Raw genomic sequence first — 24848 nt, forward strand, 5'->3', positions numbered from 1 at the left:
CGTCTCCTCAAGCTTGCATACAAAAATCAAGCCCGCGTGACAGCCTTACGCGAACATTGGGGATATGTTATCTAAGTAACAGTTCACTGTCTAGATGTTTCCGAGATCCAAGGCACAATGGAGTCATGTCTAACCCCATTCGCGTCGTTGGCGCCGTCTTCCACGACGGCGAGCGGTTCCTCGCCTGCCGCAAGAAACCAGGCAAGCCACTGGAAGGCCACTGGGAATTTCCGGGTGGAAAGATCGAGCCTGGTGAAACCCCTGAGCAAGCCCTAGCTCGTGAAATTCGCGAGGAGCTTAACCTCATCGCCGAGGTCGGCCAGAAAGTGACGACAACAACCTATGAGTACGAATTTGCGACCATTGAGCTAACCACTTTCTATTGCACGCTTGTCGACGGCGACCTACGCCTGACCGATCACGACGATACAAAATGGGTTACCTCCACAGAGGCCGCGCACCTGACGTGGGCTCCCGCAGATATCCCGGCAGTAGAAGCTATTGCTTCTAGTCACAGCTAAGGAAAGAAAGATTCTTCCTTTCGTATTTGCCTTCTGCCAGCATGCGGCGGATATCCTCCGCCAAACGCACTACCAATTGCGGATCGGATTCCGCCAATGCTGCGATTTCCTGCGTTGCCTTTCCTCCGTTGGTCGTTTGTCCTTCATAGGAGGGGCGAGCCGAGTAGAGATCAAAGTATTTTCGGCTCACGCCGTTGACATTCCTAAATTTAGGACCGGGCTGGAACTCGTCTCCATACATGACTCCCCTGGCCAGAAGGTTGGAAACCCGAGATATTTCCTCCTTAGGTCCTGTAGCCGGCCATCCTAAACGGATTCCAATTTCGGCGACCAAAAGAATCTCATCACGTAGCCATTTTGGACTTCTCAATCCGATCTCCAATCGACAGGGATATAGGTCTAGGCTGCAGGGATTGATCTTCTTAATTGAGATCAAAGAACTCTAGTGAATGCCATGCCTCAAAATCACTGAAGGGCAACACCGCCTGGAGAAAAATTACTTCGCCAATCCTTGAATCAGCCAATTTGCATTCCGAAGCCTTTAGAATTTGGTCATTATGAGTGCTAACCCTGACTCTTCCCTACCTTTCGGCGTTTACGAGACCCCTATTACGGCCCGAATCCGTGAACGCATGAACGAAACGTTAAGCCAACATCCTGCTGCAGGATTCGGTATTGGAAGAAGCTCCGATGAAGAAGCTCATGGCCGCTATACCTCGGCGGTTTCACAACACATTGGTTCACTTCTAGAGCGACGGCTATACGGTTTAAAGTCACCCGAAGACCGGGTTGCCCTAATCAACAACATCGCGCTTCTACTGGGTGAAGATGAAGAGATTGATTCCGAAGAACTCCTCTACGCCGTATACAACTCCGGGTTGGCAGAGCCTCCTCTGCTTCCGGATGTTTCACTCACCAAGAGTGCACTATTCACCAATGCCCAGGGAGAATCTAGTTTAACCAGCGAAATCGAGAGAGAAATTAAAACTGCTGATTCGGTTGATTTGCTCTGTGCGTTCATCAAGAACTCCGGCATCAGCGTTCTTGATAGACAACTCGAGTACCTTCGCGATAACGAGATCCCTTTCCGGCTACTCACTTCTACCTACTGCGGTGCGTCCGACGCAGCTGCGCTCGAGCGATTGGTTGAAAAGTATCAGGCCGAAGTAAAGATTTGCTATGAGCACAAATCCACTCGCCTTCATGCCAAAGCTTGGCTATTCCGCCGAAAGTCCGGATTCGATACTGCCTTTATCGGCAGTTCCAACCTTTCCCGATCTGCTCTCGTCGATGGTTGGGAGTGGAATGTCCGCGGGTCCAATACCGCGACTCCTGAAGTAATCGATAAGTTCATCAAGACTTTCGATAGCTACTGGCACGACAGTCATTTCAAGACCTTCGACCCAAATCGCGACATGGAGAGACTCGAGCGGTCTCTTCGCGTTGCCAAGGGTGGCGAAAACTCCGGAGCACTTCGCCAACTGGAGTTATCTGGCCTTGAGGTAACTCCTTACCCCTACCAAGAAGAAATGCTCGAAGCGCTACGCTCAGAGCGTGAGGTAAAAGATCGGCATAGGAACCTCCTGGTTGCTGCTACAGGAACAGGAAAGACAGTAGTTGCCGCATTGGATTACCGGAACCTATGCGAACAATGGAAGCGACGCCCTCGGCTGCTTTTCGTTGCACACCGGAAAGAAATTCTTCAACAAGCCCGCCGGACATTCCAGGAAGTGCTTAAAGACGCGGACTTTGGCGAGCTGCTAGTCGACGGCGCTCAGCCTCGCCGCTGGGACTATGTGTTCGCCAGCGTGCAATCTCTCAGCGCTTCCCGTTTACAAAACCTAAATAGCAAGCATTTTGATGCCGTAGTAATCGACGAGTTTCATCACGCACAAGCCCCCACTTATAAAGCACTTTTGGACCACCTCCAGCCACAAGAGCTCCTGGGTTTAACGGCAACACCAGAACGTGGTGATGGCGAAAACGTCCAGAAATACTTTGACTATCGCGTAGCACATGAACTGCGTTTGTGGGATGCCTTGCGTCTACAGCTCTTAGTCCCTATGCATTACTACGGGATTGCCGATGGAACGGACCTTTCCTCATTGACTTGGAGCCGAGGAAAAAAGGACTACAACACCGAAGAGCTCTCCGAGTTTTACATCAAAGCGGGAGAAAAGCGCACCCGCTTCATTGTTAACGAGCTAAACCGGCGCATCTTCGACCTCTCAGATATGAAGGCTATCGGGTTTTGCGTCACGATTGCTCACGCAGAATATATGGCGCAGCAGTTCCAGCAATTCGGAATCCCAGCACGAGCGGTAACAAGCAATCTCACAGCCACCGAGCGCGCTCAGGCCATTAAAGATCTGGAGACTGGCGACGTCAAAGTCCTGTTCTCTGTAGATATATTTAATGAGGGTGTTGATATTCCTGCTGTAAACACCCTTCTTTTGCTCCGCCCGACACAAAGCCCTGTGGTCTTTCTACAACAACTGGGTCGTGGTCTTCGTCTTTCGCCGGGCAAGGACTCCTGTGTCATTCTCGATTTCATTGGACAGCAGCACGTCGATTTTGATTTTGAGAGAAAGTTCCATGCCTTAACCCGGAAGCGGGGCAAGCGCTTAGCTGAAGAAATTGAGCAGGGCTTCCCCACCACCCCACCGGGTTCGCATATCCAGTTCGACCAAACGACGACCGAGCAGGTTCTTCGAAACGTCAAGAAGGTCTCACGGAATTCCTTACGCAAAGTGCGTGCATTGCTCTCTGAGATTCGAACCACGAATCTCAAAGAGTTCCTTGAGGATTCGAACCTGCAATTAGAGGATATCTACCGGCCATCCAAATATTCATGGACCCGGCTACTTCGAGAAGAAGGGCTACTACAGCAAAACACGGATGAGACCGAATCGTTTTTGCTTAACCGAATTCGGGTCTTCCTTCACGTCAACGATCCACACCGAATCGATGCCTATCTGCGTATCCTTTCCTCCTCAAATCTTCGCTACTCCGACATGGGGCCATCAGACCAGGCCTTCACCCGAATGCTCGTACTCGGATTCTGGGCGAACTCAAATTCTCCACACCCTGGTTCCTATGACGCCGCCCTGACGATTTTGCGCCAGCATCCACAAGTTGCTTGGGAGTTGGAGCAGGTTATGCAACTGAGCAGCGACTCCTCGCGCATCGTTCCACAGCATAGCGATAGTTCAGTTTTGGAAACGCATGCGGATTATTCGTTGGCCGAGCTTATTGGTGCTTTAGAGTCAGGAAGCCTTCAGCAGCTTGTAAACCTGCCACGCGAAGGTGTGAAATATTTTCCCGATATCAACACTGATCTTTTCTTGGTGACGTTTCAAAAGGACGAGCAAGTCAGTGCCTCCACGAATTACCGAGACTATCCAATATCACCCGATCTGTTGCACTGGGAATCTCAATCGACAACCACTTTGAAATCAAAGGCGGCTAGGCGATATATCGGCCATCAGGAGCGAGATGGAAAAATTCTCATTGCCTCGCGCTTTACCAAGAAAAACGAAGTAGGGACAGCGAGCGCATATACCTACCTCGGTGCAGTGGATTATGTTTCCCACCATGGAGAAAAGCCAATTCAATTTGAGTGGAAGCTCCAGAGGTCAATGCCCAAGGCTCTCTATGCTGCGGGAAGAACGGTGGCTTAAATCTCCGCTCGAGGAATTGAATTCCTCGTTTTCCTGATACTAGACAGCACTCTCCCTATAGTGATTAGAAACACAATCAATCGAGAGGGTGCTATGAGCCAGACCAGCGAATCGAATTCCGCCCGGCCTGCAGGGGGCAAGCACGACACAGAATCAACCGACCAGACAAGAGTGAAATGGACCCTGGTCGGTCCGGGGCTAGTTGCGGCAGCAACAGGCGTCGGCGCAGCCGACCTAGTTGCCACCATGATTGCCGGTCAACGCTATGGCTACGCACTCCTGTGGGCGGTCATTATCGGAACAATTATGAAAATTGTGCTGGTCGAAGGCGTCGGTCGGTATAGCCTTGCTACCGGAAACACTATGTTCCATGGCTGGCGCGAGTTGGGACGGTGGACTTCCTGGTATTTTGCCCCTTATATCGTTATTTGGGGTCTTGTCTACGGTGCCGCATCGATGTCCGGCGCTGGTCTCGCTCTTAGCGCTCTTTTCCCAGGTACCAGCCTAGAAATGTGGGCAATTATTGCCGGAATATCCTGCTTTACTCTAACTTGGCTTGGGCGGTATCAGCTTTTCGAGAAGCTATCAGCCATCTTGGTCGGAATCATGTTTGTCACCGTGGTGGGCATCGCAGCCATTACGGCCCCGAACCTTCCCGAGGTCATCGGCGGTTTGGTACCGCAGATTCCGGATGGCTCCTTCGTCTACGTGTTGTCCATCGCCGGCGGAGTGGGCGGCACAATCACGCTTGCCGCTTATGGCTACTGGCTAAGAGAAAAGGAATGGTACACACCGAAATGGATGCAGGTTATGCGCATGGACAATGCGGTGGCTTACGCAGTTACCGGTATTTTTGTTCTGGCTACACTCGCGCTGGGCGCTGAACTCCTTTACAGCGCCAACGTCGCGGTCTCCGATAATGATCAGGGGCTCGTTGATATGGCGGACGTTCTCGAGGACCGCTACGGAACGTTCATGTCTAAGTTGTTCATCGTCGGGTTCTTCTCCGCCGCATTCTCTTCCTGCCTTGGCGTTTGGAACGGTGTATCCCTGATGTTTGCTGACTACATCGGTCACCTCAAAAAGATTCCGCAAGGCGATCCCCGAACCAGCACTGGTGGAAAGTACTACCGCGCTTACCTCATCTGGCTGACCTTCCCACCAATGCTGCTTTTGCTCCTTGGAAGACCAACCGGACTCATCATCGCCTACGGCGTCCTGGGCGCTTTGTTTATGCCGTTCTTAGGCCTTACGCTTTTGGTCCTGCTGAATACCAAACACACCCCAAAGCAATGGAGAAACGGTTGGATCGTCAACACCTTGATGGCGGTAATCTCCGTTGCCTTCGTTTATCTATGTGTTTCCCAATTGGGTGAAATTCTCTAGCCGAGAATTAGTACCTACTTCCCCTGCGGCACTCGCTTCGGCTTGTTCCCCACCCCGGCGTGCGGGTCGCGACCGAATGCCCAGGCAATGATGCCGATGAAGGCGATGGCACCGCAGACGGTGAAGGCGAGGGGGAAGCCGGAGGCGTCGGCAAGCAGGCCAATGAGCATGGGGCCCAAGATTTGGCCGAAGTCTCCTGCCATCTGGAAGGTGGATAGCACCTTGCCGCCGGAGCGGTCATTGCCCACGATGTCACCCACCGCGGCCTGCTGGGAGGGGTTGATAAGTCCGGAGGAGGCGCCGGCGAAGGCGGAAATGAGCAGGAGGAACCACACGCTGGTAGCCATGCCCATGAGCACCATGAAGATGGCCGAACCAAAGAGGCCGATGAGGATAAGCGGCTTGCGGCCATGGATGTCGGACCACTTGCCGGAGAACTGCAGCACGATGGCGTTGCCGGCCGCGAAGACTGCGAGCGCCAGGCCGGAGGCGGCCGCGCCATTGTGGAAGATGGAGGCGGCAAAAAGCGGCAGGACGGATACGCGCACGCCCATGTTGATCCAGCTATGGGCAAAGTTGGAGGTCAGCACCGCGCGGTAGGCGGTATCGCCCCAGGCCTCCTGCAGGCGCATGGGTGGCAGCTTATCCTTGCTGGCTTGTTTGTGGTTCACGCGAGGCATTTGCCACCAGACGACGAACGCGGCCAGCGCCACGCCCACGCCGTAGATGAAAAATGGCCAGCGGAAACCCAGGAAGGACAGGCTGGCACCAAGAACGGGGCCGGCGACATTTCCGAGCAGGAAGGCCGTGGCGTAGGTGGCAGAGCACTTGCCGCGAATCGTCGGTGGGGACATGCGCACGATAAGACCCATGGCGGAGACGGTGAACATGGTCGAGCCAATGCCGGCCAGGGCGCGCAGGGCCACGATGTGCCAGTAGCTTTGCGCAATGGAGACTAGACCCGTGGTCACAGCGACGGTCATGAGTCCGATGAGATAGACGCGGCGCGAGCCAACGCGATCCACAAGCGATCCGGACATGGGCGCGAAGATCAGGCGCGAGGCGGCGAAGATGGAGACTACAAGGCCCGCGGCAGCCATGGAAACATCGAAGCTCACCACGAACTGCGGAAGCAGCGGGGCGATGAGGCCGTAGCCCAAAGCGATAATAAAGGCGGCCGTAACCATGACCCAGATTTCGCGCGGAATCTTGGGCGCTGCCTCGTGTTCTGCTTCCCCACTGCGTGTATTCATCATATCGGCTGCAACTCTAATCCTTGGCGTCAGGGAAAGCTATTTGCAGCCTATGTTCGAACATGTGTTTGTTTTTGGTGGGGCTGTGTCCGCGCTGGGTTCTAGTGTGATGGCCATGCACAACGTACAAAAGAAGTTTCCCCAGCCCACCGCAATGAACCTGCCCCAGTCCGCTTCCGAGATTGCGGCGGACTTGCTCTACCACGAATACGACACCATCAATTCCATCGCCGCCATCATGCACCACCCGCGCTCCTTGGCGCGCCCTACACCCACCTGGCGCCCACCGATAAAGCAACTGCCGACGCCCGCCGGTGGACCGGGCGGAGAGTATTGCATGAGCATTACCCGCCACCGCGTGGGCGCGCGTGTGAAGGCCCGCGTGCGCGGCTTTGGGCAAGACCGTATTCCGGCCTATCTGATCACCATCCGCATTACCGAGAACTTTGGCCAGCCGGTAGATCCGGCCGTGGCAGAAGGCTGGGTGCGCACGCTCGTGCCGGCAGAGATGGTGGGTGCAGTCCACGAGGTCTCCCGTGGCCCGAATGCCACTTATGTGTGGCTCGTTGATAGCTCCTATCAGCCGGTCCACTCCCCCGAGTCACTCTTCGCCGGCTTCAGCCAAGCCGCCTAGGCCGTCGCGCGCTGTTGTGTTGACTGCGCAGAGGCGTCTGACTCTGCATGCGGGTCAGGCGCGTGGAGCACCTTCCTCATCACCTCGTGGTTGAAGGTCACCGTATAGTGGCGGGCGATTGCCTTTGGCATAAAGCGCAGGACCAAGCAGGCGATGAGGACGGTAAAGACCTTATCCAAAATGTCCGAGGTAAGGCCCTGCAAGATGATGGCCAGGCGCTCGTCTTGGAAGATCATCTCGTAGAACTTGGTGAGGTTTTCTGGCCCCTTGCGCGGGCGACCGCTGAAGGAAAAGATGAGCACGTACACGCTCATCACGCCGGAGCCGATGCCCATTCCGAGGCCGGAGAAAATAATCCACGACAGCTTGTTGAATACCCCGCGGCGGGCCAGCAGGCCTACTGCGGCACCGATAAAAATACCTACGGGCGCAAAGGCGAGATCATAGGCAAAGTACACTCCGCCCAATACGGTGGTGGTAAGCCCCGTGGCCATGCCGAGCACGGGACCGGCGATGATGGCGACGATGGCGGTGCCGACTGTGTCGAAGAACATCGGCACCTGCGTGCGCACCGTCAACGAGCCCAATAGCAGGTTAATGGAGGCGCCGAAGATGGGATACAGGAGGATGCAGTTAGGCACCAACCCATGCTGCGAGGTATATAGCAGCACCGCGGCCACCAGGAGGAGGACCCAGACGCTGGCGGTCAGGTAGGACTCGAAAGTCACATTCACCGTGGAGTACACACCAAAGACGGTGCAAAACCACGCGGCAAGTGAGAGTGCCACGGCTACTACAACAAGGACGTAGCGCCACGTGGTATCGCGGGTCATCGCCATGGTCTTCTCCTCCTCACAAGGCTAGGTTTAGGGCGGATTTCCAGCTGCACGCTGGGATTGTCTTAAAGCCTAATTGGCGGCGCGCGAAAGTAGCAACACAAAAGGGCCCCTAAAACGGGAAAGGCCCAGCCTGGCCGCTGGTGGCGGCGGGGCTGGGCTATGGGGAGGCGGAGATTATTTTTCGTCGGCTGCGGGGGCGTCGGATTCGTCATCCAGGTCGGCATCGTCGCCGTCGAAGTAGTCCTCGTCTTCGTCCTCGTCGTCTTCGCCGAAGATGTCGTAGACATCGGGCTCTTCGTAGTCCTCGTCATCAAAAGAGACGAGCTGTGCTTCCCAGTCCAGGGCCTGCTCGGAGACGAGGCCTAGGACATCAAAGAGCCGATCGAAGTCGGTGTAGGTGCCAAGCTCAAGGGCCTCAGCGGGAACCTCCACGATGGGAACGTCATCAAACTCGGCGTTATCAAAGAGGGCGAGGCGGTCAGCCTCGTCGAGGTCCTCATCCTCTTCGTCCACTTCCCAGGCGAGGGCGACTGCCTCATCCTCCATGTCATCGAGATCGTCTTCATCGAAATCGAAGGCAAGGAAGCGCACGATGGCGGACGGGACGCCGTCGATGGTTTCCACGAGCACGCGCAGCTCCGAGTCATTGGCCACTTCAGCCACGACGAGGTGCGGGTTGAGCTCATCTTGGGCAAATTCTAGTTCCGCGATGCGCTCATCGGTGCCCTCCAGCAGGTCCCGCAGAACGGTGACCACCTGGTCGGTAGCGATGTGGCGGGACACCGCCTCCACGGCATCATCTACAGAGAAGGCGACGGAGACGAGGACTGCCTCAAATTCCTCATCGTCTTCATCAACATCCGCCGCGGCAATGTAGACGTTCGCGGCGGGGAGAAGCGGATCGATTTCAATAAATTGGATTTCCAGATCAGAGGTGATTGGAACGAACATGACGTCATCGTTGACGCGGGACTCGATGCCCTCGGCATCCAATGCAGAAGCAATATCTTCGAAAAAGCTCATGGTGGTTTAAAATCCATCCTTCGGAAGCAGAGGTTCCCACGGTAGGCAAGCCGCCGCCCGCGGTCACTGTGGAGTCTACCGTTATTCCCACCCGGATGGTTGGAAGCCCAAAGATCTCACCAGCTCCGGGCGCCCACTTCCCCACTCCAACATGTGGTATCCCTCCCAGGCTTGTCGCTTGAGCTCGTGCGGGGCGTGCTCAATATAGGCCTCGGCATCGAAGATCATGGTGGCGCGGTGGTTGGACCCGTAGCGTGGCCAGCTCATCTCCGGGCGGCCGCCGTGGATAAAGGCGGACCAGTGTTGCTGCATGGTGGCGGTAAGTTCCTCCATCTCCGCGCGCGAGCCCCAATTGGTCAGGAAAGACGCGCGCGAGGAATAAGGGTCACCGAAGACATTGCCGAGCTCCATCGAATGCATCGCGCCGAGGCCGAGCCACTTGAGCACGGCAGAGGCGAAGTCGAAGCGATACATCCACGTTGGCGCCACTTTTGCATGGGCGGTGGCGATGCGGGTGGAGGGTGCCCAAAAGAGGGCGTCGGCAAGCAGGTGCGCAAAGTCCTCCCGGGCCACCGCGCCGTCATAGGCGGCGACGACCTCGGGGGCGTGCTGGGGATCGAAGGAAGCCAGAAGGCGCAAGGCGGCGCGCTCACGGGAGCTTTGCCGCTGGAAGAGGAATTTACCAAAGCTAGCCTCGTCCGAGTTTGTGCCGATGAGCAGCGGAATCTGGTGCTGGTTCCCGTTTTCAAAGGCGGCGATGGGGTGTTCCGGAATGAGCTCATCATCCACCGTGGGCGCGTAGCAGGAATTAAGGTGAATGAGCTCGCCGGCCCGCCACATCATGGATTGGCCCGAGCGCACCAGATCGGCAAAGTTTTCCTGGCGCAGGTCCTCCACCGAGGTGCGCCGGGGCAAGGCCAGGCGGTGAACCAGCTCGCGCGCCCACAAGGTGGACTGGGCGCGGGAATGGATCATCGCAATCGGTGGGGACTGGGCGATGGCGCGGTGGAAGAGGCCCTCCGCGGCCGGGCTCGTCATAAGGGTGAGGACCGCCGCGCCGCCGGCCGATTCGCCCATGAGGGTGACGGAATCAGGATCGCCGCCAAAGGCCGCGATATTGTCGCGCACCCATTGCAGCGCCAGGATCTGATCGGCCACCGCCGGGTTAGCGCTGCAGTCCCCGCCCAGGCTGCGCAGATCCAAATAGCCCAGGGAGTTGAGGCGGAAGTTAATGGATACGTAGACCACGTCCATGCGGGTGGCTAACTCAAAGCCGCGGAGCATAAGCATGTGGGACGAGCCCATAATGAAGCTGCCGCCGTGTAGGTAGACCACCACGGGAAGCTTCTCTTCAGTGCGCGGGCGCACGATGTCGAGGTGCAGACAGTCCTCGGAGCCGATAATGCGGTCGGTCCAGGAATACGTGGTCTGCGGGGCCGGTGGGCCGAACTGGCTGCAATCGCGCACGCCCTCCCAGGCCGGTGCGGGCTGCGGGGCGCGGAAGCGATTGTCCCCGGCGGTGGTATCGCCGAAGGGGATGCCGCGCCAAGTGAGCACCGGCCCGGCGCTAATGGGGCGATCGGTGCGCAGGTCCTCCTCTATAACGCCGCGCACCCACCCGGAGGTAGTGCGCACGGTGAGCTCATCTGCCAGGGCGTTTTGGGCCTCTTCGTGCGCGCGGCGGGCGCGTTCGTGGGCCTGCTCTGCTTTGAGGCGCGCCGCCGCAGAAGACTCCTCCAGAGGGAAACCCTCGGAGTCGCGGTTGTTCTCGTGCGGCGTAACCATGCCCTCTAGCTTAGGTGCCCTGCACGCCCTCGGCGATCTCTTTGCGGCGCGACGGCGTATTAATAGAGCCTTTACTATGCTGGGCGCAGATAAGTTTTAGCGAAAGAAAAGGACACATGGGTTTCTTTACTAAAGACAAGAAGGACAACTCCGCCGAGGTCGACACCCTTGATACCTATGACATCGATCCGGAAGATACCAACCGCTTTACCTCCGCGCTCCTCAATTCCCTGGACCGCGCAGTGGCCGTACAGTCCGGTGTCATCATCAAGTACGTCGAGAACTTAAAGAAGCGCAATAAGGACGCGAGCCCGCAGCAGCTACAGGAGCTCATTGACAAGCACTTCCTTAATATCACCTCCGGCACGGGTGCGGCCGCGGGCGCTTCCGCTGCCATCCCAGGTGTTGGCTTGGTAACCGGCGCAGCTACCATCGCCGGCGAATCCGTGGTCTTTTTGGAGGCGACCGCGTGGTACATCTTGGCTTCGGCCTACCTGCATGGCGATGACATCAAGTCCCCCGAGCGCCGCCGCGCCCTTGTACTTTTGGTGCTGACCGGTTCGAAGGGCTCCGCTTTGGTGGATACCTTTGTGGGTGATCTCAATAGCGTGGCGGGCATGCGCTCGGCCGCTAGCCTGTCCCGTTTCTCCGGCCCGACGCTGTCTGGAATCAACGGCCGCCTGACCAAGCTTTTTACCAAGCAGATCACCAAGCGCCTGGAGTGGGCGTGGATCAGCAAGCTCATGCCCATGGGCATCGGCGCCGTGCTCGGCACTACCGCCAACCGCAAGCTGGCCAAGCAGGTCATCGAGCACGCCAGCGAGCAGCTTTCTCCCCTCACCCAAGCCTAGGGGTAGCCGGGAACCGATAAGTGGGGCAATTGATACCCCTAACATAGTGAGTTTAGGGGTATGACCCGTATCATGTAGGCAGACTCTTTGGCGAGTGACGCATGCGCTCGTGCAAAGGCCGCACTAAAGTCGAATAAACGACCATTTTAAAGCAGAGAAATGAGGCGAATACCTGCCGTGAGCACATCGAATATCTTCGGCCCCAATGCGTGGCTGATAGACGAGCAGTTCCAGCAGTACTCCAAGGACCCTAGCTCCGTAGATAAGGAGTGGCGCGACTACTTCGAAGCAAACGGCGCGCCCAAGTCTGAGGCACCTGCCAAGGAAGCCCCGAAGAAGCCGTCTAAGCCTGCCGCAAAGAAGACTGAGGGTACGACTACCGCCCGCAAGCAGGAGGCCCGCGAGACCAACGTGGATAAGTCCGTGGCCAAGGCGCAGGAAAAGTCCGCTAAGGCAAAGCAGTCCGTGAAGAAGTCCGAGTCCCCGCTCGATCGCATCGAAGACTACAAGGGCGGCGACGAGCGCCAGCTCAAGGGCATGTTCAAGGCCATTGCAAAGAACATGGAGGAATCCCTGGAGATTCCTACCGCTACCACCGTGCGCGATATGCCGGTCAAGCTCATGTGGGAAAACCGCTCCATGATCAATGACCACCTCAAGCGCACTCGCGGTGGCAAGATCTCCTTTACCCACATCATCGGCTACGCCATGGTTAAGGCCGTACAGCTGCACCCAGACATGAACGTGCGCTACGAGGAAAAGGATGGCAAGCCTTATGTCATCCAGCCGGAACACATTAACCTGGGCCTGGCCATTGACCTGCCGCAGAAGGATGGCTCCCGCGCGTTGGTCGTCGCCGCCATCAAGGAGTGCGAGACCAAGTCCTTCTCCGAGTTCGTTGAGGCCTACGAGGACATCGTTACCCGTTCTCGCAAGAACAAGCTCACCATGGATGACTTCTCTGGTGTGACCATTAACCTCACCAACCCAGGCGGCATCGGCACCCGCCACTCCATCGCCCGCCTGACCAAGGGCGCCGGCTCCATCATCGGCGTGGGCTCCATGGATTACCCGGCCGAGTTCGCCGGTGCTTCCGCGGACCGCTTGGCAGACTTGGGCGTTGGCCGCCTGGTTACCCTGACCTCCACCTATGACCACCGCGTCATCCAGGGTGCAGAGTCCGGCGAGTTCTTGCGCACCATTGGCCAGCTGCTTGTCGACGGCGCCTTTTGGGACGACCTCTTCTCCTCCATGGGCGTGCCTTATGAGCCGTTCCGTTGGGCACAGGACGTGCCGAACTCCGGCGTGGACAAGAACACCCGCGTCATGCAGCTTATCGAGTCCTACCGCTCCCGCGGCCACCTGCTGGCCGATACCAACCCGCTGGGCTGGGTACAGCCGGGCCTGCCTAACCCGGACCACCGCGACCTCGACATCGCGACCCACGGCCTGACGATTTGGGATCTGGACCGCACCTTCAACGTCGGTGGCTTTGGCGGCAAGGAGCAGATGACCCTGCGCGAGGTGCTCTCTCGCCTGCGCGCCGCCTACACCTTGAAGGTCGGCTCCGAATACACCCACATCCTCGACCGCGATGAGCGCAGCTGGCTGCAGGACCGCCTGGAGGCAGGCATGCCGAAGCCGACCAACGCGGAGCAGAAGTACATCCTGCAGAAAGTCAATGCCGCCGAAGCATTCGAGAACTTCCTGCAGACCAAGTACGTGGGCCAGAAGCGCTTCTCCCTCGAGGGCGCCGAGACCCTCATCCCGCTGCTGGATTCCATCATTGATACCGCCGCCGGCCAGGATCTGGACGAGGTCGTCATCGGCATGCCACACCGCGGCCGCCTCAACGTCCTGTTCAACATCGTGGGCAAGCCACTGGCCGATATCTTCGGCGAGTTCGACGGCAACTACAAGGGCGGCCAGCTCGGCGGCTCTGGTGACGTGAAGTACCACCTGGGCTCCGAGGGCCACCACCTGCAGATGTTTGGCGATGGCGAAATCAAGGTCACCCTTGCCGCCAACCCATCCCACCTCGAGGCCGTCGATCCGGTCATGGAAGGCATCGCCCGCGCTAAGCAGGACATCTTGGACAAGGGCCCAGAGGGCCACACCGTTGTTCCGGTCATGCTGCATGGTGATGCTTCCTTCACCGGCCTGGGCATTGTCCAGGAGACCATCAACCTGTCCCAGCTGCGCGGTTACACCAACGGCGGCACCGTCCACATCGTGGTCAACAACCAGGTGGGCTTCACCACCACCCCGGACTCCGGCCGCTCCACCCACTACGCCACCGACCTGGCCAAGGGCTTCGACTGCCCGGTCTTCCACGTCAACGGCGATGACCCAGAGGCAGTTGTCTGGGTTGGTCAGATGGCAGCCGAGTACCGCCGCCAGTTTGGCAAGGACGTCTTCATTGACCTCATGGTCTACCGCCTGCGCGGTCACAACGAGGCCGATGATCCGTCCATGACTCAGCCGGAGCTCTACTCGGTCATCGACGAGCACCAGGCAGTGCGCGAGCACTACACCAACGACCTCATCGGCCGTGGTGACCTTTCCGCCGAGGACGCCGAGGCAGCGGCTCGCGACTTCCATGACCAGATGGAATCCGTCTTTGCTGAGCACAAGGAAGCTGGCAAGGCTCGCCCGAAGGAGCAGACCGGTATCACCTCCTCCCAGGAACTCACCCGCGGCCTGGATACCTCGATTACCGCCGAGGAACTCGCCGAGCTGGGTGCCGCCTATGGCAACCCACCAGAGGACTTCGAGTACCACAAGCGCGTGGGCAAGGTAGCCAAGGAGCGCGAGAAGTCCTCCCGCGAGGGCGGCATCGACTGGGGCTGGGGCGAGCTCATCGCCTTCGGTTCCCTGGCCGGCGAGGGCAAGGTTGTCCGCTTGGCTGGTGAGGATTCCCGTCGCGGTACCTTCACCCAGCGCCACGCCGTCACCTTCGACCCACGCAACGGCAACGAGTACAACCCGATGCACGCCATCGCCACCTCCAAGGGCAACGGCGGCAAGTTCATGGTTTATAACTCCGCGCTGACCGAGTTCGCCGGCATGGGCTTCGAGTACGGCTACACCGTGGGCAACCCAGACGCCCTCGTGGCCTGGGAGGCACAGTTCGGTGACTTCGCCAACGGCGCCCAGACCATCATCGACGAGTACATCTCCTCCGGTGAGGCCAAGTGGGGCCAGCTGTCCAGCCTGGTACTTCTCCTGCCACACGGCTACGAGGGCCAGGGCCCGGACCACTCCTCCGCCCGCATCGAGCGTTACCTGCAGCTGTGCGCTGAGGGTTCCATGACCGTGGCTCAGCCTTCCACCCCGGCTAACCACTTCCACCTGCTGCGCCGCCAGGCACTCGGTGAGATGAAGCGCCCGCTGGTCGTCTTCACCCCGAAGTCCATGCTGCGCAACAAGGCGGCTACCTCCGCCGTGGAAGACTTCACCGAAGTCAAGCGCTTCCAGTCCGTTATCAACGACCCGAACTTCGTTGATGTCAACGGCAAGAAGGTCGGCGATACCGACAAGGTCAAGACCATCATGCTGGTCTCCGGCAAGCTGTACTGGGATCTGGAAAAGAAGCGCGAGGCCGATGGTCGCGATGACATCGCCATCGTCCGCGTGGAGATGCTCCACCCGATTCCGTTCAACCGCCTGCGCGAGGCTTTCGAGGCTTACCCGAATGCCACCCAGGTTCGCTTCGTTCAGGACGAGCCGGCCAACCAGGGCCCATGGCCGTTCTACAACGAGCACCTGCGCACCCTGATTCCGGATATGCCGGAGTTGGTTCGCGTTTCCCGCCGTGCTCAGTCCTCGACTGCCACCGGTAACGCCAAGGTGCACCAGATTGAGCAGAAGAACCTGCTGGAAGAGGCTTTCGACATCTAGTCGCCTCTGCCCCGTTTAAACCCCAGTGAGGACCTCCTCACTGGGGTTTATTCATGCCGACACCAGCATTAGTAAAGCTTCTGTTCTTGCTTCTGCCGGAGCACTCCCTCGGCGTTCTTGCCCTCTCACGTCTTTTCTCATCTCCGATTCCTTCGCGCTCACCAGCGGAACACTATTGTCTTGGCGGTCGCTTTCCCATGAGCGCCAAGGGAGCGGGTTAAGAATTAGCGCGCTTACTCGATATGTCCAATCGTGTCGCGGATGCTTGTCACTCAAACCCGGGAGCAATGAAAAGCACTAGCGTCGGTATTCACGAGCCCAGAATGGTTCCATATCGAGTCACACGTGTCCTTGATCCTGTGGAGGTGTTGGTCTGCCGGTTGCTAACCATCAGGAGCTCCAAGTTGCCAACAAGCCCGGGAAACTCACACAAACCTGCCAACGGTCAAATATTAAGAACCAGTGAGATTCGACCCGCCGGAAGAATCGGAGTCGCCTTCTTCATGGGCGATGTCGCCGCCGGAAGAATTCATCCAGGAGCGCACGACCTTCTCCGCGCTGGAGTCGTCGTTTTCTACCTCTTCGACCATGTCAGAGAGGTCTTTTTGGGTAATGAACTTAGTCAGCGAGGCCACAGCCTGGCGCTCTTCACGGTCGAAAAGATCGTCTTGAAAGAGCACCACAAAATTCTCTGGCAATTCGGGCTCGGCGTCCTCGCAGCCGCTGGCACCGGAAGGCTCGACCGTGGAGGTATCCGTGGGCAAGCTCGACATGAGCGCAATGTGGGTGCGGGCCAGGTAGTCCTCGCCGCCGGGCTCGGAGGCTTTCTGTGCCTTTTTGTAATCCTTAGAAATCGCCCGCGCCTCACCGGGATTGAGGATATTAAGGAACGCGCCGGTGCAGCCCACATAGAAATTGCCGCCCGGGTTCATGGAACGCCCACCCTTGGTCTCTTGGAAGATGTCTTCCTTCACAATGGACGCCTCGCGGCCCTGCCCCATCAGCTCCTGGCGGAAGATTTCCGCAAGGACAAGCTGGTCGGTCTCATTGGTATCCACCAAAATGCCAATGGGCTCGCTCTGGGGACTCTCGGCAAAGGGGTTGGTATCGAACTGGGAAGAGCAGCCGGAAAGCAGCGTTGCGGACAGCACCACACCGACAATGGCGCGGGCGGGACGGGCAAAGCTGCGCATAGCGATACTCTTCTCCTTTTAGTTAGCGGCGCGTGAGCGTCTAGCTGATTCTACACCGAGGGTGTGTTTACCTCCTGTTGCGGCGTGACTAAGATGGCAAGAGTTATGTCTAGCGTTATTACTGAATCCGCCGTACGCGAGGCACTCTCCCGCGTCGAAGACCCCGAAATCGGCCGCCCCATCACCGAGCTCAACATGGTGAAGTCCGTTACCGTCACTGGTAATGACGTAGCCGTGGAAATTTACCTCACCATCGCTGGCTGCCCCATGAAGTCCACCATCGAGTCCAATACCCGCGCCGCGGTAGAGGATATCGAGGGCGTTGGAAACGTCACGGTGACGATGGAAGCCATGAGCGATGAGCAGCGTCGCGAGCTCAAGAAGAAGCTCCGCGGCGGCCAGGCCGAGCCGGAAATCCCGTTTGCAAAGCCGGATTCCACCACTCGCGTTTTCGCGGTGGCCTCCGGCAAGGGCGGCGTGGGCAAATCCTCCATGACCGTCAACCTGGCTGCAGCGCTGGTCCAGAAGGGCCTCAAGGTTGGTATTGTGGACGCCGATATCTACGGCCACTCCGTCCCTAACCTCTTGGGCTGCACCGACGGGCCGACTGTGCTCGATGATGAGATGCTGCTGCCGCCGATTTCTCATGGCATTAAGCACATTTCCATCGGGCAGTTTGTGGAGGGCAATGCACCGGTGGTCTGGCGCGGACCCATGCTCCACCGCGCGCTGCAGCAGTTCCTGGCTGACGTTTTCTGGGGCGACCTCGACGTGCTGCTCTTGGACCTGCCTCCGGGCACTGGCGACGTCGCCTTGTCCGTAGCCCAGCTCATTCCCAATGCAGAGCTACTCATTGTCACCACCCCGCAGGCTGCGGCGGCCGAGGTGGCAGAGCGCGCCGGATCCATCTCCCAGCAGACCCGCCAGCGCGTGGCCGGCGTCATTGAAAACATGGGTGCCATGGTGATGCCGGATGGCTCCACCATGGATGTCTTTGGCTCCGGCGGCGGACAGATTGTGGCCGATCGCCTAGGTGTCATCTTGGGCCATGAGGTGCCGCTGCTGGCCTCCGTGCCGCTGGATCCCACTTTGCGCAGCGGTGGCGATGCCGGCACGCCGATTGTTCTCGATTCCCCCGAGTCCCCCGCTGCCAAGCAGATCCAAGCGGTGGCCGATAAGCTGGCCATCCGCTCCGATTCCCTGGTGGGCAAAAACCTCAACTTGGGCGTGAACTAACGCCTTAGGTCACATCGCCCCACATGCCGCCGCCGGTGGATTCTTCCCCACCGCGTGGCGGCTTTTTCTCGGGCGCGGGCTGCTCCGTCGGCTGGGGGGCTGCGGTGCGTTGCTGCGGCCGGGGCTCTGGCTGCGGCTGCTCAGCGTAGATCTGGGAGTAGTCGAAGCTCGGGCGCTGCTGCTGCGGTTGAGGCTGCGGCTGCTCCTCCGGCTCCTGTGGAGCGGTAGCGGTCTTGACGTTTTCTGCCATTTTCTTGGGGTTGAAATCGTCCCAGGCGGAATCGTCGCCGTCGAAAAGCGCCTTGGTGATTGCGCCCTTCGGGCCGAGGCGCGTCCACTGGGCGGCTTGGGTGAGCGGGCCGCGGATATCATCGAATTCCGAGGTAATCGACCCCATCTCGCCATTGAGCTCTGCTTTGGCGTTATTGATGGCCTTGCGCGCCGCGTAGATGGCTGCACGCACATCCTTAATCACCTCGGGCATGCGCTCCGGGCCGATGACGATGATGCCCAAGAGTACGATGACGAAAATCTCGGGCCAACCAATGGAAGAAAACACGGTTAAATACTAGTCCCTCACTCTTAGCCGCGCTGATTGTGCTTGATTGCGCGAACCACCATCTCCACCTTGTCCAAAAAATCCTGCTGCGGCCGGTGCACGGGCGTTGCCGCATCCGGCCCGGGCGCAACCTCTTCGGTGGCAATGCCCGCGAGCTTTGCCAGCAGGGATTGCGGCGCCTTGACCTTAGCGGAATCCGCGCAGTGGCGAACCCACTCTGAGGCATGGCGCTGCTGATGTACATCCGCGCGGCACTCGGCGCAGTGCACCAAGTGGATGCGCACGCGGTGCATGAATTTCGGCTCCATCTCCCCGTCGACGAAGGCAACGACAGCCTCTGGGCCGAGGTGCCCGATGGTATCGCTGCGCCGCGCCTTGGCTTTCGCCTTATCGCGGGCTTTGGCCTGGGCGGCATCGAATCCGCCGCGCACGCTCAGCGTGGACACGGTCCGGCGTCCTCGCAGCGAGTCCATCGACACCCTCCTCCACTAGTTGCTTGGCCTTCAGGGACACGGAAAGTCCCCGCCGGCAGCGGGGACTATGCAGTTTCTTTAAAGCTTAGCGCGCGATGGTTTAACGCGTGCGCAGCAGCATGCGGGTTTCCGCATTGGTTTGCGCCTCTTTTTCCAGTGCCGCACGCAGTTGCGAGCGGCCACGGTGGATGCGGGAGCGCACCGTACCCATTTTGACGCCGAGAGTCTCTGCAATCTCGTCATAGCTCATACCAACCACATCACACAGCACCACGGCCACGCGGAAATCGGGAGCCAGTCCATCGAGCGCGGACTGCAGCGCCGGGTCCAAGTTGGCCACGGTATAGGCCTGCTCCGGCGTCATATCCGTGCCGGGCACGCGCTCATAATCCTCCGGTAGTGCCTCCATGCGGATCTTGGAGCGATGGCGAACCATGTCCAAGAAGAGGTTAGTGGTAATACGGTGCAACCAGCCTTCAAACGTACCGGCCTGATACTTATCCAGGGAGCGGAAGACGCGCATGAAGGTCTCCTGGGTGAGGTCTTCTGCATCGTGCTGGTTGCCGGAGAGGCGATACGCCAAGCGGTAGACGCCATCGGCATGTTCGGCCACGAGGTCACCCCAGGCGGGCATGTCGGCTTCGCCGGCATCGAACGCCGCGGTACCGGTCAACTCCGCCTCAGGGGTGGCGGGCTGAAGGGATTCGGCATCGCGCTTCGTTGTTGTCATGCATGTCATCTTTCTATACTTCAAAGTGAAACTCCAGCCACAGTGCTGATAATTTCCTGTGAGTCCGTCACATTATCCCCACCCACCACAACCTCGCTGGCTAGGCGCGTTTTTGCCACATCGGCAGCCACTTTTCCCTATGGTTTATTACGTGACTACTACCGCATATGAAGCACTGCGTTCTTATATCGAGACCACCAGCGAGCCCTCCGCGGCCCTGCGTGGCGCGCGCGACCACGCCGATGAGTACGGTCTGCCGGTTCCAGATGAATCTACGGGCCAGCTGCTCACCACGCTGACGGCCGCCTCGTCCGGCTCTACCGAACGCCCCCAGTCCGTGGCGATCACCCCGGCCGCCAATGTGGTAGGCCTCTACCTGCTCGCCGGCATGCCCAATAATGGCATCTTGACCTGCATCGACCCTGAGGCGGAGCACCAGCGCAGCGCTAAGACCGCCTTCCGCGAGGCGGGCTATGCACCTTCACGTGGCCGCTTCCTGCCGTCTCGCCCGCTCGAGGTCATGGGCCGTCTGGCTAATGATGCCTACCAGGTCATCTACGCCGACGTCGCCGCGCTCGAGCTCCCCGCCATTATCAAGGCCGCGTGGCCACTGCTGCACCAGGGCGGCACCCTGGTCTTGGCTAATTCTTTGCTCGATGGCACGCTTGCCGACGTCTCCCGGACCGACCGCGACACCGCCGCTGCCCGCGAAGCAGACGAGTACCTGCGCGAGCTCGAGGGCGCGAACGTCACCCGCTTGCCGCTGGGGTCCGGGCTCACCCTTGTAACGAAGCTTTAGACCTTCTGGTTTTTGCCGACGACAACCACGCCGCCGTCAGAAACCTTGAAGCGCTCCTCATCGCGCTCGCGGTCCACGCCGATAATTGCGCCATCGCTGACGACGACGTTCTTATCGAGGATCGCGCGGCGCACCACGGCACCCCGTCCGATGCGCACGCCCGGCAGAATGACCGATCCTTCGACCGTGGCGCCATCGGCCACGTGGACGTCAGACGCCAGCACGGAATTGCGCACCGTGCCGCCGGAGACGATGCAGCCCGGCGCCACCATCGAGGACTGCGCGATGCCATTTTGCACGAACTTCGCCGGTGGGAAATTGGAGTCATCCGTGGAGTGAATCGGCCAATTCCGGTTATAGAGGTTGAAGATCGGGTGCACCGAAATCATGTCCATGTGCGCTTCATAGAAGGAATCGATGGTGCCCACGTCGCGCCAGTAGCCGTGATCGCGCTCGGTAGATCCCGGCACCTCATTGGCCATGAAGTCATAGACGTGTGCCTGCCCGCGCTCCACAAAGTACGGAATAATATCGCCGCCCATATCGTGGGCGGAGTCCTCGTTCTTTTCGTCCTCCAAGAGGGCGTCAATAAGCGCCTGCGCCGTAAAGACATAGTTGCCCATCGAGGCATAGCTCATATTCGGATCATCCGGCGTAGCCGGTGGGTCCGCAGGCTTTTCCACGAACTCCGTGATGGTTCCCATGCCGTCGGCCTGGATGCATCCGAACGCCGTTGCCTCCGAGCGCGGCACGCGAATGCCGGCCACCGAGCAATCTAGCCCCGTGGCGATGTGCTCTTCTACCATCTGCGCCGGATCCATGCGGTAGACGTGGTCTGCGCCGAAGACGATGACGTAGTCCGGCTTCTCGTCATAGATGAGGTTAAGCGACTGCACAATGGCATCCGCCGAACCGTTGTACCACCGCTTGCCGCGGCGCTGCTGGGCAGGCACCGAGGCAATGTACTGCGGCGTCGGCCCCGCCAAATTCCATGCCTGGGAAATGTGGCGGTCTAGGGAGTGGGATTTGTACTGCGTCAGCACCGCAATCTTGAGGTAGCCGGCGTTGACCAGATTGGACAGGACAAAATCAATGAGGCGGTAGGACCCGCCAAAAGGCACGGCGGGCTTAGCGCGGTCTTCGGTCAGGGGAAAAAGGCGCTTTCCCTCGCCGCCGGCTAGGACGATGGCTAGGACATTTGGCAGGCTTCTCACGTTTCCAAACCTAACCGCAAATCCCACATTTCGCAGCAGATATATGCACATTTCTACCCCCATCCCGTATTTCTGCACGCGGCACCAGAGATACGTATTCTGGGTGGGCATGAGAGCCGGAATCTTTTCCAAAGAATACCCGCCGGAAATCTACGGCGGGGCCGGAGTTCACGTAGCTGAACTCACCCGTTTTATGCGCGATATCATCGATGTCTCCGTGCACTGCATGGGCTCCCCGCGCGAAGAAGAAGACGTCTTTGTCCACGGCGTAGACCCCGCACTCGAGGGTGCCAATGGCGCGCTTAAGACCTTGTCCACCGGGCTTCGCATGGCCGATGCCGCCTCTGATATCGACATCGCCCATTCCCACACGTGGTACACGGGCCTCGCCGGCCATCTTTCCGCCCAGCTCTACGATATTCCGCACGTGGTCACCGCCCACTCGCTGGAGCCGCACCGCCCGTGGAAGCGCGAGCAGCTCGGCGGCGGCTATGACGTTTCCTCTTGGTCTGAGAAGAACGCCATGGAATATGCCGACGCCGTCATCGCCGTCTCCGCCGGCATGAAGGACTCCATCCTGGATGCCTACCCGCGCATCGACGCCTCCAAAGTCCACGTCGTCCTCAACGGCATCGACACCGAGCTGTGGCAGCCGCGAGAGGGGGATGTGTTGGACAAGCTGGGCGTCGATAAGCAACGCCCCATCGCCGCCTTCGTTGGCCGAATTACCCGGCAAAAAGGCGTGAAGCACCTGCTGCAGGCGGCGCAGAAATTCGACCCGGATATCCAGCTAGTGCTGTGCGCCGGCGCGCCCGATACGCCCGAAATCGCGGCGGAGACCGAGGCGCTGGTAGATGAGCTGCGCGCCCAGCGCGATGGCATTTTCTGGGTCAAGGACATGCTCCCGCGCAACGAGGTCCAGCAGATATACTCCGGCGCTGATGTTTTCGTCTGCCCGTCCATCTACGAGCCGCTCGGCATCGTCAACTTGGAAGCCATGGCCTGCGGCACGGCCGTTGTCGCCTCCAACGTAGGCGGCATTCCGGAGGTTGTGGTCGATGGCGAGACCGGTGTGCTGGTGCCTTACGACGCCGCCGCTACCGCCGCCTTCGAAGCCGACCTCGCCGCCGCCGTCAATGACGTCGCCGCCGATAAAGAGCGCGCCGCGGAATTTGGCCGCGCCGGCCGCGAGCGCGCCATTCGCGATTTCTCTTGGGCTACTATTGCCGCCCAGACCGTCGATATCTACCGCAGCTTGATTTAAGGAAGGATAGCCGTGACAACTCACCGCCCCGAACTGCATTTTGTCCCCGAAGACGGCGTCCTCGACGCCCCCGCTGGTATCCTGCGCGACGGCGATACCTGGCACCTGTTCTACCAGTACCGCCCCACCGCGGACTCCCCTGCCCGCTGGGGACACACCTACTCCGAAGAGTCTCCCTTTGACTGGTTGGACTGCGACGATGTCCTCGCGCCCGTCGGCGGCGAGCTCTCCCTGCGCGCAGGTTCCGTAGCCCAAGGCCCGGAAGATATCCACCTCTACTTCACCTCCGTGACCGCCGCCGGAATCGCCGTTCACCTCGCCCGCTACGCTGACGTGGACGAAATCTGCGAGGTCTCCGATGACCCGCAAGCCCTCGACGCGAATGTCGTACGATTCGGCGAAGTCGTAGGCAATACCCGCAACTTTGATCACTTCCGCTCCCCCTCCGTGGTGCCCGATTGGGCCTCCGAGGACCGCGATGACGGCCACGACGGCTGGCTCATGCTAGCGCTCACCGGCCACTCCGACGCCCCAGTTCCCGTCATCCTCGAGTCCGCCGATGGCGTAGCCTGGCGCCTGCGTGGCAGCCTCAAGTTCGACGGCGACCCTGGCTTCTTGGAAGGCGAGGTCCCCGCTACCTCGCCCATCCCGCCGGTCGTCTCCCCGCGCTTGGTCCGCCTGCGCGATGAGGTCGACGGCAATATCTACGACGTCCTCTTCGTCACCCTAGAGCGCGGCGGCCGCGACGTCTCCGGTTACCTCGTCGGCCGGCTGGAGGGCACTACTTTTACCGTGGTCTCCGGCTTCCGCCGCGTAGACTTCGGCCACGACTTCTCCCGTCCGCGCAATACCAATACGACCACCGGCACTCTCACCCCAGAGCAGCGCTACGAGCGGGCCGTCATCGTCGGCCTCCTCAACGGCAACGGCCGCGGCGACGACGCCACCAAGCACGCCTCCTGGGAAGCCGAAGGCTGGGCCAATGCCCTGTCCCTGCCCCGCCGAGTCACCCTCGAGGGCGGCGTCCTCTACCAAGCCCCCGCCCGCGGCCTGCCCGATGCCGTCAACCTCTCCGATTACGCCCGTTCCTGGACCGGCGTCATGGAGGTCCCTTCCGGTTCCTGCGTGACTGTCACGCTTCTCGACGGCGCCGGTGACCCCGCCGCCACCATCTGTCACTCCGGCGATGACATCAGCCTCGATCGCTCCATGAACAAAGCCTTCGACCACTGTTTCGCCGATTCCGAGCCCGCCACCGCCACGCTTGCCGAAGGCGACTCCGATACCCTCACCATCATCCAAGACGGCTCCACCGTTGAGGTATTCGTCGACGGTGGCCTCATCGCCATGGCCTCCCGCGTATACTTCGAAGGCGGCTGCTCCGGCCTGCGAGTCGAAACCTCCGGCGATGCCGTCATCGAGCAGGACTGGCAGCGCTCCGGCTCCAAGCTTTAATCCTCCTGGCTCTCAACGCCACCCCTCCTCACCCGACCCGTCCCTGTCTCTTA

The 24848-nt window shown here is 59.4% G+C and carries 20 protein-coding genes; 10 read left to right on the forward strand and 10 right to left on the reverse strand.

Features of this window, described 5'->3' with window-relative positions; genetic code table 11:
- Positions 1-125 precede the first annotated feature (125 nt).
- A complete protein-coding gene (locus MHX61_RS00970; protein ID WP_239191596.1) occupies positions 126-521 on the forward strand; it encodes a (deoxy)nucleoside triphosphate pyrophosphohydrolase in 396 nt (131 codons plus the stop codon).
- Here MHX61_RS00970 and MHX61_RS00975 read toward each other — a convergent pair.
- Positions 508-711: a hypothetical protein gene (locus tag MHX61_RS00975; protein ID WP_239191599.1), complete on the reverse strand. Its 204-nt coding sequence runs from the start codon at positions 709-711 to the stop codon at positions 508-510. The two genes, MHX61_RS00970 and MHX61_RS00975, sit on opposite strands and share 14 nt — an antisense overlap.
- 367 nt (positions 712-1078) lie before the next feature.
- Between MHX61_RS00975 and MHX61_RS00980 the strand changes: the two genes are divergently transcribed.
- Both MHX61_RS00980 and MHX61_RS00985 read left to right on the forward strand, forming a co-directional pair.
- The gene (locus MHX61_RS00980; protein ID WP_239191602.1) at positions 1079-4201 is read left to right on the forward strand and encodes a DEAD/DEAH box helicase; all 3123 of its coding nucleotides are present in this window, start codon (positions 1079-1081) and stop codon (positions 4199-4201) included.
- Between the two features lie 93 nt (positions 4202-4294).
- Entirely contained in the window at positions 4295-5587 is a 1293-nt protein-coding gene (locus tag MHX61_RS00985; RefSeq protein ID WP_239191604.1) for an Nramp family divalent metal transporter, read from the forward strand.
- Positions 5588-5601: 14 nt separating this feature from the next.
- On the opposite strand, the gene MHX61_RS00990 is transcribed toward MHX61_RS00985, so the two are convergent.
- Positions 5602-6843, reverse strand: coding sequence for an MFS transporter (locus MHX61_RS00990; RefSeq protein ID WP_239191614.1), 1242 nt, complete (start codon positions 6841-6843; stop codon positions 5602-5604).
- A 112-nt stretch (positions 6844-6955) separates the two neighbouring features.
- Between MHX61_RS00990 and MHX61_RS00995 the strand changes: the two genes are divergently transcribed.
- Positions 6956-7474 carry a hypothetical protein gene (locus tag MHX61_RS00995; RefSeq protein ID WP_239191617.1) on the forward strand — a complete coding sequence of 173 codons (519 nt, stop codon included), beginning with the start codon at positions 6956-6958 and terminating at the stop codon, positions 7472-7474.
- Here MHX61_RS00995 and MHX61_RS01000 read toward each other — a convergent pair.
- The 3 genes from MHX61_RS01000 to MHX61_RS01010 all read right to left on the reverse strand — a co-directional run bounded on the left by MHX61_RS01000 (position 7471) and on the right by MHX61_RS01010 (position 11121).
- The gene (locus tag MHX61_RS01000) at positions 7471-8313 is read right to left on the reverse strand and encodes a hypothetical protein (RefSeq protein ID WP_239191619.1); all 843 of its coding nucleotides are present in this window, start codon (positions 8311-8313) and stop codon (positions 7471-7473) included. The two genes, MHX61_RS00995 and MHX61_RS01000, sit on opposite strands and share 4 nt — an antisense overlap.
- A gap of 174 nt (positions 8314-8487) precedes the next feature.
- Positions 8488-9336, reverse strand: a complete 849-nt coding sequence (locus MHX61_RS01005) for a hypothetical protein (protein WP_005327531.1) — start codon at positions 9334-9336, stop codon at positions 8488-8490.
- Positions 9337-9417: 81 nt separating this feature from the next.
- Positions 9418-11121 (reverse strand): carboxylesterase/lipase family protein, encoded by a 1704-nt coding sequence (locus tag MHX61_RS01010; protein WP_239191621.1) that lies wholly within the window; start codon positions 11119-11121, stop codon positions 9418-9420.
- Between the two features lie 116 nt (positions 11122-11237).
- On the opposite strand from MHX61_RS01010, the gene MHX61_RS01015 reads away from it, so the two are divergent.
- On the forward strand, positions 11238-11972 hold the full coding sequence (locus tag MHX61_RS01015) for a hypothetical protein (RefSeq protein WP_239191622.1): 735 nt from the start codon (positions 11238-11240) through the stop codon (positions 11970-11972).
- A gap of 159 nt (positions 11973-12131) precedes the next feature.
- On the forward strand, positions 12132-15872 hold the full coding sequence (locus MHX61_RS01020) for a multifunctional oxoglutarate decarboxylase/oxoglutarate dehydrogenase thiamine pyrophosphate-binding subunit/dihydrolipoyllysine-residue succinyltransferase subunit (RefSeq protein WP_239191623.1): 3741 nt from the start codon (positions 12132-12134) through the stop codon (positions 15870-15872).
- A gap of 452 nt (positions 15873-16324) precedes the next feature.
- On the opposite strand, the gene MHX61_RS01025 is transcribed toward MHX61_RS01020, so the two are convergent.
- Positions 16325-17065 carry a hypothetical protein gene (locus MHX61_RS01025; RefSeq protein ID WP_239191624.1) on the reverse strand — a complete coding sequence of 247 codons (741 nt, stop codon included), beginning with the start codon at positions 17063-17065 and terminating at the stop codon, positions 16325-16327.
- 105 nt (positions 17066-17170) lie between these two features.
- On the opposite strand from MHX61_RS01025, the gene MHX61_RS01030 reads away from it, so the two are divergent.
- Positions 17171-18301, forward strand: a complete 1131-nt coding sequence (locus tag MHX61_RS01030) for an Mrp/NBP35 family ATP-binding protein (protein WP_239191625.1) — start codon at positions 17171-17173, stop codon at positions 18299-18301.
- Between the two features lie 4 nt (positions 18302-18305).
- Here MHX61_RS01030 and MHX61_RS01035 read toward each other — a convergent pair whose 3' ends face one another.
- The 3 genes from MHX61_RS01035 to sigE form a co-directional block, all read right to left on the reverse strand.
- Positions 18306-18860, reverse strand: a complete 555-nt coding sequence (locus MHX61_RS01035; RefSeq protein WP_239191626.1) for a twin-arginine translocase TatA/TatE family subunit — start codon at positions 18858-18860, stop codon at positions 18306-18308.
- Positions 18861-18883: 23 nt separating this feature from the next.
- A complete protein-coding gene (locus MHX61_RS01040) occupies positions 18884-19333 on the reverse strand; it encodes an anti-sigma factor (RefSeq protein ID WP_034668126.1) in 450 nt (149 codons plus the stop codon).
- Between the two features lie 100 nt (positions 19334-19433).
- Entirely contained in the window at positions 19434-20063 is a 630-nt protein-coding gene (gene sigE / locus MHX61_RS01045; RefSeq protein ID WP_005323510.1) for an RNA polymerase sigma factor SigE, read from the reverse strand.
- Between the two features lie 151 nt (positions 20064-20214).
- Between sigE and MHX61_RS01050 the strand changes: the two genes are divergently transcribed.
- Positions 20215-20862 carry an O-methyltransferase gene (locus tag MHX61_RS01050; protein ID WP_239191627.1) on the forward strand — a complete coding sequence of 216 codons (648 nt, stop codon included), beginning with the start codon at positions 20215-20217 and terminating at the stop codon, positions 20860-20862.
- On the opposite strand, the gene glgC is transcribed toward MHX61_RS01050, so the two are convergent.
- Complete coding sequence (gene glgC / locus MHX61_RS01055; RefSeq protein ID WP_204609533.1) at positions 20859-22076, reverse strand: glucose-1-phosphate adenylyltransferase; 1218 nt, start codon at positions 22074-22076, stop codon at positions 20859-20861. The genes MHX61_RS01050 and glgC overlap by 4 nt on opposite strands.
- A gap of 109 nt (positions 22077-22185) precedes the next feature.
- On the opposite strand from glgC, the gene glgA reads away from it, so the two are divergent.
- Both glgA and MHX61_RS01065 read left to right on the forward strand, forming a co-directional pair.
- Positions 22186-23340, forward strand: a complete 1155-nt coding sequence (glgA, locus tag MHX61_RS01060; RefSeq protein WP_239191628.1) for a glycogen synthase — start codon at positions 22186-22188, stop codon at positions 23338-23340.
- A 12-nt stretch (positions 23341-23352) separates the two neighbouring features.
- Positions 23353-24795: a GH32 C-terminal domain-containing protein gene (locus MHX61_RS01065; RefSeq protein WP_239191634.1), complete on the forward strand. Its 1443-nt coding sequence runs from the start codon at positions 23353-23355 to the stop codon at positions 24793-24795.
- The last annotated feature ends 53 nt before the right edge of the window (positions 24796-24848 follow it).

The organism is Corynebacterium sp. ACRPF, from assembly GCF_022347395.1.
In the GTDB taxonomy this organism is placed as follows: Bacteria; Actinomycetota; Actinomycetes; order Mycobacteriales; family Mycobacteriaceae; genus Corynebacterium; species Corynebacterium tuberculostearicum_D.